The sequence below is a fragment of the Propionimicrobium lymphophilum DSM 4903 genome, assembly GCF_000423485.1.
GTDB lineage: Bacteria > Actinomycetota > Actinomycetes > Propionibacteriales > Propionibacteriaceae > Propionimicrobium > Propionimicrobium lymphophilum.
Map to the genome: position 1 here is coordinate 315,276 of NZ_KE384026.1, position 15,915 is coordinate 331,190.

The 15,915-nt window shown below is 52.6% G+C and carries 13 protein-coding genes; 8 read left to right on the top strand and 5 right to left on the bottom strand.

Translation table 11 applies throughout. The features are described 5' to 3' along the window. Positions 1 to 25 precede the first annotated feature (25 nt). Entirely contained in the window at positions 26 to 679 is a 654-nt protein-coding gene (locus G556_RS0108940) for a GDSL-type esterase/lipase family protein (RefSeq protein WP_028822534.1), read from the top strand. Continuing rightward, positions 680 to 1,447, top strand: a complete 768-nt coding sequence (locus tag G556_RS0108945) for a sulfite exporter TauE/SafE family protein (protein WP_028822535.1) — start codon at positions 680 to 682, stop codon at positions 1,445 to 1,447. Positions 1,448 to 1,492: 45 nt separating this feature from the next. Here the strand turns inward: G556_RS0108945 and G556_RS0108950 are convergent, their stop codons facing one another. Beyond that, entirely contained in the window at positions 1,493 to 2,248 is a 756-nt protein-coding gene (locus tag G556_RS0108950) for a DUF981 family protein (RefSeq protein WP_016456169.1), read from the bottom strand. Between the two features lie 134 nt (positions 2,249 to 2,382). Next, positions 2,383 to 4,692, bottom strand: coding sequence for an HAD-IC family P-type ATPase (locus G556_RS0108955; protein WP_036916268.1), 2,310 nt, complete (start codon positions 4,690 to 4,692; stop codon positions 2,383 to 2,385). Between the two features lie 48 nt (positions 4,693 to 4,740). On the opposite strand from G556_RS0108955, the gene G556_RS0108960 reads away from it, so the two are divergent. The 6 genes from G556_RS0108960 to G556_RS0108985 all read left to right on the top strand — a co-directional run bounded on the left by G556_RS0108960 (position 4,741) and on the right by G556_RS0108985 (position 11,432). Then, positions 4,741 to 6,207: an Hsp70 family protein gene (locus G556_RS0108960; RefSeq protein WP_028822537.1), complete on the top strand. Its 1,467-nt coding sequence runs from the start codon at positions 4,741 to 4,743 to the stop codon at positions 6,205 to 6,207. 228 nt (positions 6,208 to 6,435) lie between these two features. Further along, entirely contained in the window at positions 6,436 to 7,035 is a 600-nt protein-coding gene (locus G556_RS0108965; protein ID WP_028822538.1) for a rhomboid family intramembrane serine protease, read from the top strand. A gap of 4 nt (positions 7,036 to 7,039) precedes the next feature. Continuing rightward, a complete protein-coding gene (locus G556_RS0108970) occupies positions 7,040 to 7,939 on the top strand; it encodes a hypothetical protein (protein WP_028822539.1) in 900 nt (299 codons plus the stop codon). Between the two features lie 85 nt (positions 7,940 to 8,024). Further along, the gene (locus G556_RS10820; RefSeq protein ID WP_051176820.1) at positions 8,025 to 8,843 is read left to right on the top strand and encodes a PP2C family protein-serine/threonine phosphatase; all 819 of its coding nucleotides are present in this window, start codon (positions 8,025 to 8,027) and stop codon (positions 8,841 to 8,843) included. Next, positions 8,825 to 10,096 carry a M16 family metallopeptidase gene (locus G556_RS0108980; RefSeq protein WP_028822540.1) on the top strand — a complete coding sequence of 424 codons (1,272 nt, stop codon included), beginning with the start codon at positions 8,825 to 8,827 and terminating at the stop codon, positions 10,094 to 10,096. The genes G556_RS10820 and G556_RS0108980 overlap by 19 nt, the downstream gene beginning before the upstream one ends. A 1-nt stretch (position 10,097) precedes the next feature. After that, complete coding sequence (locus tag G556_RS0108985; RefSeq protein ID WP_081675572.1) at positions 10,098 to 11,432, top strand: M16 family metallopeptidase; 1,335 nt, start codon at positions 10,098 to 10,100, stop codon at positions 11,430 to 11,432. Positions 11,433 to 11,493: 61 nt separating this feature from the next. Here the strand turns inward: G556_RS0108985 and G556_RS0108990 are convergent, their stop codons facing one another. From G556_RS0108990 to G556_RS0109000, 3 genes are read right to left on the bottom strand one after another with little or no spacing between them, the layout of a single operon-like run. Further along, complete coding sequence (locus G556_RS0108990; protein WP_028822542.1) at positions 11,494 to 14,349, bottom strand: UPF0182 family membrane protein; 2,856 nt, start codon at positions 14,347 to 14,349, stop codon at positions 11,494 to 11,496. 55 nt (positions 14,350 to 14,404) lie between these two features. Further along, positions 14,405 to 14,917: a PPA1309 family protein gene (locus G556_RS0108995; RefSeq protein ID WP_028822543.1), complete on the bottom strand. Its 513-nt coding sequence runs from the start codon at positions 14,915 to 14,917 to the stop codon at positions 14,405 to 14,407. Beyond that, complete coding sequence (locus G556_RS0109000) at positions 14,911 to 15,885, bottom strand: YlbL family protein (RefSeq protein ID WP_162139778.1); 975 nt, start codon at positions 15,883 to 15,885, stop codon at positions 14,911 to 14,913. The genes G556_RS0108995 and G556_RS0109000 overlap by 7 nt, the downstream gene beginning before the upstream one ends. Positions 15,886 to 15,915 lie beyond the last annotated feature (30 nt).

Genomic DNA, 15,915 nt, shown 5'->3' on the forward strand with positions numbered 1-15,915 from the left:
CGCACACAACGGTAGCCTGGATCCCATGAAAAACATCCTGTGCTTCGGAGATTCAAACACCTTTGGCTACGACGGTGAGAACGAGGGAGCCAGGTTCCCCCGAGACGTGCGCTGGACCGGAAGGCTTCAAAAGCTGCTCGGCGACGACTACTTCGTCATTGAGGAAGGCCTCTCGGGCAGGACGATCGTCAATGACGATCCGGTGACCGGCAGGATGTCCGGTATCTCATATCTACCTGCATGCCTAGAATCGCATAGGCCAATCGACCTTGTGATCTTCATGCTGGGCACCAACGACCTGAAAAATCGCTTCAGCATGAGCCCCGGAGAGGTTGGAAGAGCTGCTCAACGAGCGGTAAAGCTGATCCAAAACAGTGAATGTGGCCGAAGCGGCGAGCCCGAGATTCTCCTAGTCGCTCCCGTCGAGGGCAAACGAGTCGAGATGGAAAGCGACCCGTATTGGCCTTGGTCGACGAATTCCGTTCAGGACATGACCGGAAAGAATGTTGAGCTTTCCGAGGTGCTGATGTGGACCGCGCAATACACCAACACACATTTCGCGAGCGTCTGCGACGATGAACGATTCCCAACCAATAATGTAGACGGCATTCACCTGACTCCTGAAGGACACAGCGCGGTCGCCGACTTCCTCGCACAGAAAGTGCGAGAGATTCTGTAGATGTCTATCGTCTTTGCGCTCGTCATCGGCCTGGTCATCGGCCTGGTCGTCGGTGCCCTGGGCGCTGGCGGCGGAATCCTTTCGATACCCGCGCTTGTTTTCCTGCTGGGGCAACCTCCGCATGAGGCATCAGTTGGTTCTTTGATCATCGTGGGAACCACCTCGCTGATATCGCTAATTCCCAGGTCCATGGACAATCAGGTGCGATGGAAAGAGGGCATCACCTTTGGAGCCCTATCTACCGTCGCAACCTTTTTCGGTTCCAGGCTTTCGTTACTTGTCAGCGCGGATCTTCTGATGCTAGCACTGGGGATTCTCCTAGCCGTGGTCGGAATCATCCTTTTCCGCAGCACTTTCAAAAACAAGAAGCCGGCAGACGATTCGATGAAAGGCAAAGCTAAAAAGAGCGTTTTGGCTCTCATCGCGTGCGCAAGCCTGACAGGGCTGTTGACCGGTTTCTTCGGTGTGGGCGGAGGGTTCGTCGTCGTTCCCATGCTGATCCTAGCGCTCGGCTTCAACATCAGAGACGCTTCAGGCACCTCTCTTCTGGTCATGGTTATCTCATCTGCAACAGGTTTGATCTCGCGTATCGGGGCAGATTTCACCATGGAATGGCCGATCATCATCGCCTTCGCCCTGGCATCAATGGTGGGCGGGCTGGTTGGAGCTCCGGCGTCTCGAAAGGTCAAGGAAAATATACTCACCAGAATCTTCGCGTTGCTGCTTCTGGGCGTCTCGACGGGGACTCTCTACTCCGTCCTGCCATAAAAAATGCGGGAGCTAAAGCCCCCGCATTTTTGAAGTTACGAAATACTACATAGTGTTCATGATGAGTCCGATGTGCGTGTAGAAGTTCAGGCAGCCGAACAGGCCGATCAGAATTCCACAAACCATCCAGAAACGCATCACGAGAGCCATTAGGCCGCCGCCCTTAGCCTCGCTGTTGGCCTCATTCGAGGCGCGGAAAACGCCGAACGGGAACAACAGGCAAGCCAGGCCGATGACGAAGAAGAAGGCCGACATGAAGATTGCCTCAAACCAGGGCCAGGTAGCGAAGAAACCGGAGATTGGTTCCTGAGGCGGTGCGGTGAACAGTCTATACATGACGCCGGCCAAGGAGCAGCCCCAAAGGCCCAAGCCCAAGCCACCTGCGAAGATAGAAAGCGGCTTAGCGGTGCTCAACAGATCTGAGTAAGCGTCCTCAGACTCCAGAAGGTCACTGCGACGCTTCCAAAGGTAAAAACAAGCGAAAATCAACAACGCACCGAAACCGAGGCAGGTCTCACCGAAGATGATGTTGTCGTACGGGAAGCCGCCAGCTGCTAGTGGCCAAGTAGTGGTCATGTGGAAACCAGTGGTCAACAGAATCAGCCCGAGAGCACCGAACGCCATCGAGTAGCCATCAGCCTTAAACGGCTTGCCCTCCAGCGACTTCCTCAGATCCCCCAGCATCATCGCCAAAGCAATCAGCGCAGCACCTGCTGCCACCGCCATAATCGTGTTATATGTCGGCATAACCGACCAATCGATCATGCCAGGGCTCTCAACGCCCTTAAAGAACTCTTCCATGACGCCTCCTACTAAAAAACGTCTATTAAACGAATGACCACCACGGTCACAGTTTGATACTATCCCGAAAAATTCAAAACTATGAATGCACTATGAATGATCAGTGCCTAGAGAAAAGAGAGAAGAAAAATTTACTAAGCCTGCTGTCGCTTTCTGAATCTTTGAAGAAGCCTCCAGGTGACCTCGATCAACCCGGCACCGATAGCCCCGACAACCGTTCCAAGAATAATCATCTGAATATTGCTCGTGTCGAGCTTGAACAATGAATGCAGAACTCGAAGAGCAAAAATTGCGCCGTAAGCAAAATAGGCGGCAAGGATAAGACAAATTCGCCACCAGTTATACGGACGAGCTACAACCGCGAGTAGCCATGTGGCGGAGAAAATGAGGCACACAAGCGCACCAGTCGAAATAGTCAGTTGATTCGCCTGCTGCGGGAAAAAGTGACGCCCCAACAGATAAGTGACGAATGTGGCCGCCCCTACAATGCAGCCGGCTGGCAGCCCGAACGCAAGAACGCGTTTTACGAAACCAGGCCGAGCTCGGTCGTTATTAGGCGCAAGCGAAAGCAAGAAAGCCGGAATTCCGATAGTGAACCAACCTGTGATGGTGATGTGAATCGGTTGGAACGGAAACGGTAGCCGCCAGATAACCACTAAGAGCGCCAAAATCGCTGAGTATACGGTCTTTGTGAGGAAGAGCTTCGCCACTCTCTCGATATTTCCTATTACCCTTCTCCCCTCGCCGACGACGTGTGGAAGAGTCGAAAATTTGTCGTCAAGAAGAACTATCTTTGCGGCGGAACGCGTTGCCGGCGCACCCGAGCCCATGGCGATGCCAAGGTCCGAATCTTTTAGCGCGAGGATATCGTTAACTCCGTCACCTGTCATTGCGACGGTGTGCCCTGCTTTTTGGAGAGCTTTGACTAGCATGCGCTTCTGCTGAGGCTTAACACGGCCAAAAACCTTGTGGGAGGTGGCTGCTTCGACCAAATCATCGTCTTTGACTTCCGCCAGATCTAGCGGATTTTCCTCATCTATTCCCAGCTCATTGGTGACCGCACCTACTGCCCTGGCGTTATCACCGGAGATCACTTTTACCTCCACACCCTGATCGGCGAAGTAGTCGAGGGTCTCTTGCGCGTCAGACCGAATCGTTTGGCTAAGCACGACGAGCGCGGCCGGTTCACACCGTGCTGGAGACCCCATCCCGAGCAGCAACACCCTCAAGCCAGTTTTCCCCCACTCCTCAGCGCGGATCTCTGCTGGCCCATCAGCAAGAATGTCTGGGGCACCAAGTATCCAGCTTTCGCCGTTTGAAAGTTCGATTCCAGAGAACTTGTTTACGGAACTGAACGGAATCCTGCTGACGACTTCAAGCTGATCAGATGGGATACCAACCGCATTCTTGATCGCCTGCATAGATGAGTTCGGGTAAGGATCCGCCGCAGCCATAGTCGCCAATACATCGTTTACGAGCAACTCATCGAAGTTGCCTAGAATCTCGATGCTTCGCAGGCTCATCTTGTTGTCAGTTAGAGTGCCAGTCTTGTCGGCACAAAGAACGTCCACTCGCGCTAGACCTTCGATGGCTGGTAGTTCCTGAACCAGGCACTTCCTCTTTCCCAGTCGAATGATTCCCAAGGCGAAGGCGGTCGCTGTTATGAGCACTAGACCCTCCGGAACCATGGGAACGATGGCTCCGGCCATTCGGAGAACAGCGGATCGCCAGCCACTGGTGGTCTGCATCAGCTGGACAGCGATCGTCGCGATGCCCACCGGAATTAGGATCCAGGTGATCACCCTAAGAATTTTGTTGATTCCGGCCTGTAATTCTGAATGAGCTAACGAGAATTTAGCGGCCTGTTCGGTAATCTGAGCCGCATAAGACGCGCTACCAACTTTTGTGGCTCTGTAAGCTCCAGAACCGGATATGACGTAGCTACCAGAAAGTACTTCGTCACCGAGAGCTTTAGATTCAGGCTCGGACTCCCCAGTCAGCAGAGATTCGTCGATGTTCAGGTTTTCTGATTCTACGAGTACTCCGTCGACAACGATCTGATCTCCGGGACCGACTTCGATTATGTCGTCGACCACGACGGCTGTCTTATCTATCCTCCGGGTTGCCTCTGCTCGCCTAACCATTGGTTTCGTGTCAGCTACAACCGCAAGTTTGTCCAGAGTCTTTTTAGCGCGAAGTTCTTGGATTATGCCGATGATCGAGTTGGCGATGATGAGTAAACCGAATGCGCAGTTCATCCATGAGCCAGTCAGGGCGACAATCACTAAAAGCACACCGAGGATCGCATTAATGCGAGTGAAAATGTTGCTTCTAAGAATGTCCCCGACGCTTTTACCACTGTTGCTCGGCAAGTCATTTGAAAGCCCTTTTCCCAAGCGCTCAGCAACTTCTCGCCTAGTTAGACCATCAAGATTTGCAATCACGCGTGCCCCTTTCACAACAAGGCGGTGTTTCCCCGGTAAGTTTAAGGCATGCATGTGGGTATTGATCTAGGTACGACTCGAACAGTCGTCGTATATGCCGACCGCGGAAACTATCCCGTGGTTACCTTTTGCGACACCAGCGGAGATGTTCACGAGTTTTTTCCGTCGGTAATAGCTTTTAACGACGGTGAACTAGTGACAGGTTTCGAGGCAATGGACCTTGCCCAATCAGGCGCGCCCGTTCTTCGGTCTTTGAAGCGACACTTCGCAGATGAGAACCTGACCACTCAAGACGAGATCGAATTCGCCGGCAGAAAATACCCACTCCTAGAGTTGTTTACTACCTTTCTTAAGGGCCTGGTCGAGGCGCTCCATACTGATTCCTATATTGCAGATCAGTTGGAAACCGACCCAATCGAAAATGTGGTGGCGGCCGTCCCCGCGCATGCAGGCAGCACACAGCGTTTTTTGACCCTCGAAGCATTCAAAACGGCAGGTTTGCCAGTCAGCGTGTTACTCAACGAGCCTTCAGCAGCAGGTTTCGAATACACGCACAGAAAACCGAAAACGATCACCTCCAGGCGCAACCGTGTCGTCGTTTACGATCTTGGGGGCGGCACATTCGACGCCTCCCGCATCGATGTTGAAGATCTGAGCCACAACGTGATGGACACAGTCGGCATCAACAACATTGGCGGCGATGATTTTGACGAGGTTCTAGCAGACCTAGCCTTGAAGGCCGCGGGCAATCCAGAACTCGACGAACACCAGCGAAGCGAGTTGATCGCCGACACCCAGATCGCTAAGGAAGGCTTGGCGCCTCAATCCAGGCGAATCGCGATTGACGTTGCCGGTGAAACAGTAATCATCGCCGTTCAAGATTTCTACGATGCGGTAACTGGCCTTGTCGGGCGAACACTGGAAGCTATGGCCCCACTACTGGAAAACCTAGATGACTTAGCGGGCATATACCTCGTCGGCGGTGCCAGCTCGCTGCCCATTGTTCCGAGGCTCCTGAGAAATAAATTCGGACGACGCGTTCAGCGCTCTCCCTACCCCAGCGCATCGACAGCGATAGGACTTGCAATTGCTGCCGACCCAGATAGCGGTTTTGCCCTGCGCGACCGAGTCTCAAGAGGTTTCGGAGTTTTCCGTGAGGGTAAAGAGGGCACGGAAGTCACCTTCGACCCGATTTTCAGCAGGGACGAAGTTTTGGGAGCCAATGGATTAGAAAAACGCAGGACCTACCGACCCATTCACAACATCGGAAAATTCCGGTTCGTCGAATACAGCAAGCTGCGCGATTGGCAGCCCATCGGCGACATCATGCCGTTCGCCACCGTGACGTTCCCGTACGACGCCAGTCTGCAGGGCAAAGACTCATCCGAGACGGACATAGAGCGAATCAGTGAGATGGACACGATCGAAGAGCTCTACCGAATCGATTCCAATGGAATCATTTCGCTTCAGATAACCGACTTGAGCACCGGTTATTCACAGCATCATCACATGTAGCGCTTAGACACCTTAGGTAATGTGGAAATTGTGACTAACCACCAAAGTGATTCCTGGCCTGATTTCCTTCCGCCTAGTCAAGGAGGCTTATCCGGGCAGTCGTATAACCCTCATTACGACGAAGAGGTCCAGCGAAGCAGTTATCACGACCAGCGCGATCGTCAGGAAACAAACGAACGGTTCTGGAGACAAGCCCGCAGTAATGTCCCGACACAGTCACGTCCTGTGGTGACCACTGCAATCATCTCGATTTGTTTCGTGGTGTGGTTGCTCCAGCTGGTCGTTCCATCCTTCACTGGTGACATCGCACTCAACAGAGCGCTTTCGGCAGGACAGCCTTGGCGTTTGCTTACCTCCGCATTCGCACATGGTGGCCTGGCTCACATCGCATGTAACATGCTTACGCTGTGGGTAATGGGAAAGAATCTAGAACCGCTGCTCGGCAGAGCAAAGTTTTTAGCTCTCTATCTCGTCTCGGCATTGGGCGGTTCCGTCTGTTTCTTGCTTCTTGCGAGCCCGATGAGTTTCGCAGTAGGCGCTTCCGGCGCCATCTTCGGCTTGTTCGGAACTTACGCAGTGATTTATCGAGCCATGAAACTGCCTATGACCAGCATCTGGACCTTACTCGGGGTTAACCTGGTTATTACGTTAATCTCGCCGGGAATCGCTTGGCAAGCACATCTAGGCGGTTTGATATGTGGCGCACTTGCCTCTGCATTGATTTTTTACGAGATGAAATCTGGCAAAAAGACGGCCTGGCCGGGAATTATCGTGCTAGTGATCGCTCTGGCAGCGCTGTCTTACGTAACGCTTCGGATAGGGTTTTAAAAATATGAGCAAGAATTCAAAAAAACTTTCGCTTCTGGCTCTGTGCATTTCTGGCGCCTTGTTAACCGGCTGCTCTAGCTCGCCTAAGGCTCCTTCTTCGGACGCTTATTCTTCCGAAACCGCTGTCTTCTTAGCCGAGCAGATCACCCCCCAGGTAGCAGAAGGCTCAAGCATATGGCAGGTGCAGTTGAGCTCCAATAAACTGTCTACGAATTACTCTGGCCCCGACAAAAGCTATACCGCTGAGATCGACGAAAACCAGCGTGTAAAGACCGCTTCTGAAGACCTGGCTGCTAGCGGATCCAAGAGCCTTAGTAAATCGCTTCAGGATTATGCGAGCGATTTGGCTACGTTCGCAACGGACGCAAAAAACAACTGCGCTCAGCCAGACCTTCGTGTCTACGCTCATGAGGCAATCTCTCAAGAAATTTATCTCGGCACCTGCGGGCTGAGCGATGATCAGCTAAAAATCGGCGACTTGAACCTCTCGAAGAGCACAGACTTTTACGATCACACCCAATTTGCAGGCCTGATTCAGCAGTTCAGCGCGTTGACTGATAAGCCCCTCACCGGTGTACGAATCGGTCAGATAGAAGAAGGAAAGCAGGGAATTTACGTTGAATACGCCAACGAATTCTCCATCGGCTACTCGGTAGGCACCACAAGCGCCTTCTCCCTGAAGAAAGTCGATTCGGATAAGAAACGACCCGAGTTCTCGGCTTCTGACCTCTCTGCAGAGGCTATCGCGAAGGTTTATGGCTCCGAGGCAGAGGCAGCTGGTGGCCCGGTGCAGCTACTTATCTATAAGGACTCTGGTCAAGACAAAATCGTCATTGCGGCTAAGCACTCCGACGGGACAACTAGGGTGTTCGATAACGCAGGTGAGCACCTCGTCGACGCCTAAAATTAATTAAGTGCAATGGACGTCTCAACCTTAGGTTTAGACGTCCATTGCGCTATATAAGACTAACTAAGATAACCTCTTGCTCGTGAATCAAGTCGATCCTAAAGCGCTCCAACTGCATAGTTTCGGGCGCTCTGAGATTGGCCCTGTCAGGCGTGATAACCAAGATTCTGGATTTTTCAGTTCAAAAAGTGCGTTCATCGCTGACGGAGTTGGCGGCTGCAGCGCCGGAGACGTCGCTTCTTCGACGATCTGCTCCCTGATGGCTGAGTACACAAATGCATTAGAGAAAATAAATATGCGCACCCTTCGCGCGGCCTTGACGAAGGCAAACCGTGAACTCTCAGAAATAGCATTCAAGAATCCAGATTACCGAGGAATGGCCACAACGTTTTCTGGCCTCTTCTACAACGGAACAGCCCTATTCGCGGTCCACATCGGGGACTCTAGGATCTACCGGCTTCGAGGCGAGCGTTTAGAGCAGATAACAAGAGACGACACCTGGGTGCAGATGCTCATCGAGCAAGGCATGCTCACCGAAGAAGAGATCGCAACCCACCCGATGCGTAACATGCTCCTGCATTCCATCAGTGGAGCCCCTCAGGACGCCTCTTTGGCAGCTATCGCTCCAATCAGCTGCAAAGTTGGTGACCGCTGGCTAATTGCCACGGACGGGTTGAGCAGCTATCTGACATACAGTGAAATACTCAACGCGGTTAGAGCTAAAAATGCACCACAAGATTGCGTCGATGAGCTAATGGATAAGGCGCTATCTAAAACAAGAGATAACGTCACGGTCATTGTCGCAGATGTAGAGGACAACATTGATTCTCCGCAAAATGGCACTTTGATAGGCTCGGCTGCCAATCAAGTAACATGGCCGGCATGGGAGATTCGCGCCTGAGCGTTCCGGTACACACCCATACGCTCTCTAATGGTCTAAAAGTTCAAGTAAGCCCCGATCCGAATGCGGCTTCTACCGCCGTAAACCTTTGGTATCGAGTGGGTTCGGGTGAAGAAAAACCAGGTGCTACAGGCTTTGCTCATCTATTCGAGCATCTCATGTTCCAAGGCTCACAGCAGGTTTCTTCTGGTGAGCACTTGACCCAAATTCAGGCCATCGGCGGAGAGTGCAACGCAACGACGAGCTTCGATCGAACAAACTATTTCGAGACCGTTCCTCCCACGGCATTGGAGCTAGCTCTCTGGCTAGAATCCGATCGGCTTTCGAGTCTAAAGGTGAACCAAGAAAACCTGGATAACCAACGCGAAGTCGTTAAGGAAGAAAAGCGCCAGCGTTACGACAATGTTCCTTACGGCGACATGCTCCGGCTTTTGTTAGAGCTAAATTTCCCTGCAGCACATCCGTACGGTCATCCGACGATTGGCTCCATGGATGATCTCGACGCGGCCAGCCTAGACGACGTGCGGGCATTCTTTGATCGCTGGTATCGCCCGGATGGACTAGTACTTTCGATCGCTGGCCCGGTTAAACCTGAGGAGGGCTTCGAGTTAGTAGAAAAATACTTCGGCCATCTCGAGGCCGGGAATGTGCCCAGCCAAACTCGTCCTAAGCGCCTAGATAAGCATTCTGGGCACCCCGCGCAAAGAGTAAGCCGCGACGTCCCAAGAGACGCAGTCATCTTGACTTGGCGAACCCCAGCTTGCACTCACGAGGACGCGCCCGCCGTGCAGCTGGCGCTGGACGTGCTGGCCTCCGGAGAATCCTCAAGGCTCGTACGCAAGTTGGTGCGTGATGAGCAAATTGCCGAATACGTTAGCGGAGCAGATTTTGATTTAGTGCGTGGCACCTCTATGGCGATGATCAGCGCGGGAGCTCCTCTGGGAATCAATACTGACGCGTTGGCAGAAAAGATGCTCAACGACGTTTCCGAAATAATTGAAAATGGGCCAACCGAAAAAGAACTATCCCGGGTCATGGCAAACCTGGAACATAGTGCCCTAGCGCTATTGGGTACCGTCTCGGGCAAGGCAGACGAATTAGGCGAAGCAGCCACGATTTACGGTGATCCAGAACACGTCAATACTCAGCTACCGAAGCTTCTGTCTATAACTCCTGAACAGATATCTGACGCGTCGGCCAAATGGCTATCGCCAGAAAATGTAGCTGAGCTTCATTACGAAAGGCAGGACTAATATGCCTATCGCCCGCCCAGAATTGGCAAAACCTACTCCATACTCTTTCCCCAAACCGTGCATTGATGAATCTCTTAGCAACGGAATACGAGTGTTGGGCTTTAACCTGCCAGGACAATACATAATCTCCTGCAGGCTCGTAGTTCCTGTTCCCTTATCCGCCGAGCCCACCGGGAAAGAAGGAATTTCTGCTTTATCCCAGAACGTGGCTCTATCTGGAACGAATCAGCACCCCGGTATCTCATTCGCCGAAGCGGTCGAGGATCAAGGCATGAGTTTGAGCTCTAAGCCTGGGCATTTCGCCACCTTCTTCCAGGCTGATTTCGCCGCTAGCCGTCTCGAAGCCGCGCTCGGCCTCTTCGCGGAGGTAGTGAGCGCTCCTGAAACTGCTGCGCAAGAGGTAGAAAGGCAGAGGAAACTTCAACTCGCCAACATCGACCAGCTGAACTCTAACCCGAGTTATTTGTGCTCAAAGACGTTCACTTCGACGTTTTTAGCCGAAAAGATGAGGATGAGCCGACCGAATCTAGGCGATGCGGAACAGTTAAATCGAATTAGCGTCGATGACGTGGTTGATTTCCAAGGTCTCTGGTCCCCTACAGGTTCGACACTCGTCATAGCGGGTGAATTGCCAGACGACCTGTTGGAAGTGGCTGAAAAAGCATTTTCTGTCTGGCAAAAGAAAACTCTCGGTCCCCTGACTCCTGAAAAAATCGAGGAACGTGCAGACGGTCCGTTCATTTGGGTGGTAGATAGGCCCGAAGCCGTGCAGGCGAACGTCCAAATTGGCGCAATGGGAATCGGCCGAGACGACAAGCGCTGGCCCGCGTTCTCAGTGGCTTGTCTGGCCGTAGGCGGTTCCTTTGGCTCGCGCCTGAACAGCCTTTTAAGAGAAGACCTCGGATACACTTACGGCGCAAGGCTGTCCGCAGCTCCAGTCGGTGACAGAGGAATGTACAACTTTTCCTCTAGCTTTAGAACTGAGGTGACTGCCGACGCGATCGACCAAACGCTCAAACAACTGAGCATCGAAGCCAACCCGCTGACTGAACAAGAAGTAGAAGACGCGAAAAACTACATCTTGGGAATCTCGCCCATGGTCTACAACACATCCGGCGCGATAGCTTCTCAGGTTGGCGCTCTGATAGCAGCTGGCTTAGAAACCGACTATATTTCGCGGTTCGACTCGCTCATCCAAAAGGTGAATCCAGCAGCTGCTAACACTGCATTTACCAGCGTGGTTTCGCCGAAGGATTGCAACATCGTGATCGTGGGAAATGCAGAAAAAATTGTCCCCGCGATGGCTCAGATAGGTTACAAGGCTGAACTTATCTAGGCATATTTTTTGGGCGGGTGATCTAACTGGCCACCCGCCCAAAAATTTTATTCAAACCGCTTTAGCCAAGCGCTTTATCGGCTTCTTCCATCCTTTGCCTGGCGATACCGATCTGCTTTTGGTATTCGCCTAGGTTTCCATCCCTAAGGGCCTTGTCAGCAGCCTGATATGCGCTGGCTGCTTCCTGCAACTTAGCCTTAGACGCTTCGCGGCCGACCTTGGGTTGTTCCGTCTGCCCGGCATTACCCTCGCTCGGGGTGATCTTCTCACCGGTATCGACGCCAGCATCACCCTCGAAAACCATATCTAGGGATTCCTGAAGGGTTTCACCAATTCCGATATGGTCGCCGAATCTAACCGCGATGAACCTTAGAACAGGGTAAGCGCCCTGTGTCTTGCCTCGGGTATAAATCGGCTCGACATAGATCAAACCGCCGCCCAACGGAAGCGTTAGCAGATTGCCGTACACTGCCTCTGCAGCACCCTGAGTGGTGAACGGCAGCAAAGCCTGCTGCACGCGTTGATCAGTCTGGATCGCATTGTAGGTCTGGTTAGGACCGGGCACCTGATGGGTGTCAGAAAGCCTCAAGACACGGATCTTTCCGTAATCCTCGTCCGCCGCATCTGCAACTACAGCCATGTAAGCGCCAAGGTTCTCTCGTTCGTTAGGAACGAAAACCGCAGTCTGACTGAAGACTGCTTTTTCTTCGCCTGGCCACTTAATGGACAGGAAGTAAGGCGGTTCCTTGGTGTCTTTTGCACGAGGATCGTTAGGAATGACCCAAAGATCGGACTGCTGGTACCAGGCCATCGGGTCGGTCATGTGGTAGCGACCAAGAACCTGACGCTGCACCTTAAACATGTCCTGCGGGTAGCGCAGGTGGTTCAGCATGTCATCGCTGATCTCGGACTTATTCTTCAAGATGCCCGGATAAGCTTTGTTCCAGGTCTGAAGAATCGGATCTTCCTCGTCCCATGCGTACAGCGAGACCGTGCCGTCGTATGCATCCACAACGGCCTTAACGGAATTCCTCATGTAGTTGACGTCTTCGCGGGCGACTCCTGTAGAACTCCAGCTAGAGCTGGAATCGGAGGTCGCATCGCGCAGATCCACCCTCTGAGAGTTCGGGAAGGTGTTCGAAGTCGTGTAGCCATCGAGTAGCCAGACCACCCTGCCATTGACGACGGCCGGGTAAGGATCCTGGTCAATGTTGAGCCAAGGGGCGATCTGCCTAACTCGCTCGGCGGGAGTGCGGTCGTAAAGGATCTGAGACTCGGAGTTAACTCGAGAGCTCAGCAGCATGTTGATGTCGCCAAAGCGAGCTGCGTACGCGGCTCGTGTTAGAAGGTTACCAATCGGCACGCCGCCCTTACCGTTGTAAGTGGTGTAGGTCTCGCCACCGCTTTCCTCGTTACCACCGGGAGTATCGAGCTCAACAGGTTCGGTTCCTTCATGTGCACCGACGATCGAATATGTATCGGTCTTTTCACCGAAGTAGACCCTCGCCTGATCCTGATCCAACTCGCCAACCGGAGGAATGTCCCGAGTGATCCATTCAGGCTCACCACTTGCCTGCCTACGGTTACCGTATGCGCCAACTAGAGCGTAACCGTGAGTGTAAACCGTGTGGATGTTGTTCCATGTCTGGTTCTGTTCAGGAAGGCCCTTGCGATCAATCTCGCGTACCGCAACGATCGCGTCAGTCTCCTGACCGTCGATCGTGTAGCGGTCAACGTCCAAGACATCAGGGAACGAGTAGTAACCACGAACCTGCTGCAACTGCTCGAAGGTAGGTGCGATGACCTCGGGGTCCATCAATCGAATGCCGGGAAGTGCTACGGCATCGGCACGTAGCTGACCTGCGCTGACGTCGGTTTTAGCCTGGTAGTCAACAACTTCAGTGTCCTCGATGCCATAAGCAAATCTAGTTTCGTCGATCTGCTTTTCAATGTATGGCCGCTCCATAACAGGTTCGCTCGGGTTAACCCGCAGGCTCTGAATAAGCCCAGGAACGATCATCTGCGCGATTAGTGAGGTCACCAAAGCGACAGCGATACCGGCACCAGGAATCAGCCAGCGCCGCAGCTTAATGTTCGCGAAAAACGCAATGGCGATGACCAGCAAGACTGCAGCCATGATCGTCGTGGCAACGATCCTGCTGTGGTGATCGGTATAGCCGACACCAGTGAATAGCGCATCATTATCGCTGAATGCGAATGACAGTCTGTGCAGCACCATCCAGGCGCTCAAAACTAGGAAGAGAATGCCCGCTAGCGCAGACAAGTGAGATTGAGCCTTCGCATTAAACGGATTGTTCAGCTGCATCTGAGGCATCTGACCGCGCTGCAGCTGAATCGGATCAATCTTTATGGATCCCGAGTTAGCCCTCATGAAGTAATAGACAGCTGCGGCCATCAAGCCAAAGACAAAGATCCAGCCGACTTGCTGAACCACAAACCGCCACCAGGGAATATCGAATACGAAGAACGACGCATCAAGCGATTCAAAGAAAGGCGCGGGGCGGCCGAAATCTGTTTTGTTGCGCCAGCCCAGGAACGTGTCCAGCTGGTTTATCGCGGAAAGTCCGTTAACCACACCGACAGCTATCGAGACAAGAACAAAAAGTCCAGTCTGCTGCTTGTTTTTGGCTCTTTTGCCTGCATCGAGCCTTCTTGCAACCAGCAGGTTAATCAGCACCACAGCGACGCTTAGGGCGAAGAAAACGGCAAACAGAAGAATCGTGTTTGTCCACCTAATCGTGAATACCTGCGGAGTCTCTACCGACCTGAACCACAAGAAATCGGTCCAGATTCTAGAGAACAATAAAAAACCGATTATCAGGACCGCGAGCACAGCCAACGTTGGCGCTAGTGCCCTGCCTCCCCTTCTCGGTTGCGCATTCGGTTGGGTCGTCATTTCTACCTTTACTTTTCGTTACTTACTACACAAAGCACAATTACCTACAAGTTTATTAGTTTAGAGTCTGTTTCAAGACAGACGTCAGGGCTGGCACGAGATCACCATGCAGAATTTCCTCCGGTTGCTTGCGCAGCCTTGCGATGCAGATTGAGGTCCCGTCTCTAAGAGCGCCTGCAACGATCCTCAGATCTTGGCGCTCGGGATGGTTAGTCACAAAATCAGCTGCTTGTGCGGGGTCTTCGGGAATCTGCCCCTCGTATTCGCTCGAAAGAAAAGCCCTCTCTGTTACCAAAGCGCAACCTTTTACCGCAGATGGCCAGGTCAGGTTAATCAAGTCGCTGAACAGGTCGGTACTCGAATGGAAATCTTCCTGTTCCACAGATGAAAAAGACCCGGGAGAGTTTTCTGTGATCTGGTCCGCCAGCTCTGGTGAGCTAGCCAGCAATTCTGCCGTCGGAACAAGTGCAAACAGCCTGGCAGGTTGATCCCAACCAAATCTGCCCGCGTATCGTTCAATCTCTAGTAGGCAAGCCTCTAGGGAAGCTGAGCTATCTGAATTTAGCAAGTTGGCACCTTCTCAAGGTTATTCGGATCTTCTAATAGTTTGAGACTCGATACGGCATCGTCGAGCTTTGAAACCTTTATTAATTTCATTGATGTTTCTGTGTCGATATCCGCACAGTTGCCGGCAGGAACAAGGAAATATTCAGCCCCGGCAGATTCCGCCGCAGATATTTTTTGACGAATTCCACCCACCGCGCGGACATCTCCTGAAGGAGAGATTTTGCCAGTCCCTGAGACGCTACGTCCTGCGATAATGTCTTCGGGGGTAATCGAATCGTAGATCCCCAAGGCGAACAATAGCCCCGCACTAGGTCCGGTTACGTCTTTATTTATGCGGTATTTTGCAGACGCAGGATGCTGATAGCTGTCTTCGAACTCGGCCCCAATTCGTGCAGCCTGAGGATTCTCGTTCCCGGCAACCGTAGAAATCTTCACGGTAAGCGCCTCCCCCTGTCTGGTTAAGGCAATCTCTAACTCATCGCCAGGACGAAGACCTTTGATAATGGCCTGGGAATCGGTTTTTGTCTTAACCTCAATCCCATTCAGGCTTCTCACCGTGTCGCCCGCATTTAGTTTGTCTGCGGCGGGCCCTGAACTCGAGACCCGTTTGACCTTAACTGTTTGCTGAACCGGCTGCCCCGCAAGGCTCAACGCAGCTACCAAAGCTGCATCCTGGGAATCAGACATCTGTTTGTTGCGTTCATCCTCTAGACGGTTCTTGGTGTCTTTGCCAGATTTGGAAGGCTCAAGAGGATAAACATAGTCGCGCGGAAGCACCGAACTGTCTTTTTTGAAATAAGAGATAACAGCCTGTGGAAGGCTAAGGAACGTTTGAGAGCTGGTTACCGATACGGTCGGAACGATCAACTCGCCAGTGGTGTCATAGGTCTTAGTACCCTCAACCTGGACGAGCCGCCCGTTATTGTCAGAGCCAAAAACGTCGATGGTCTGGCCGGGCTGCCAACTCACGAAAGGTATGGGAGTTAGGCCAATAATCAG

Coding starts and splice junctions, on each gene's coding strand:
- G556_RS0108990 (WP_028822542.1), bottom strand. CDS start 14,349: ATGACGACCCAACCGAATGCGCAACCGAGAAGGGGAGGCAGGGCACTA.
- G556_RS0108945 (WP_028822535.1), top strand. CDS start 680: ATGTCTATCGTCTTTGCGCTCGTCATCGGCCTGGTCATCGGCCTGGTC.
- G556_RS0108980 (WP_028822540.1), top strand. CDS start 8,825: ATGGGAGATTCGCGCCTGAGCGTTCCGGTACACACCCATACGCTCTCT.
- G556_RS0108960 (WP_028822537.1), top strand. CDS start 4,741: ATGCATGTGGGTATTGATCTAGGTACGACTCGAACAGTCGTCGTATAT.
- G556_RS0108970 (WP_028822539.1), top strand. CDS start 7,040: ATGAGCAAGAATTCAAAAAAACTTTCGCTTCTGGCTCTGTGCATTTCT.
- G556_RS0108985 (WP_081675572.1), top strand. CDS start 10,098: ATGCCTATCGCCCGCCCAGAATTGGCAAAACCTACTCCATACTCTTTC.
- G556_RS0108950 (WP_016456169.1), bottom strand. CDS start 2,248: ATGGAAGAGTTCTTTAAGGGCGTTGAGAGCCCTGGCATGATCGATTGG.
- G556_RS0108940 (WP_028822534.1), top strand. CDS start 26: ATGAAAAACATCCTGTGCTTCGGAGATTCAAACACCTTTGGCTACGAC.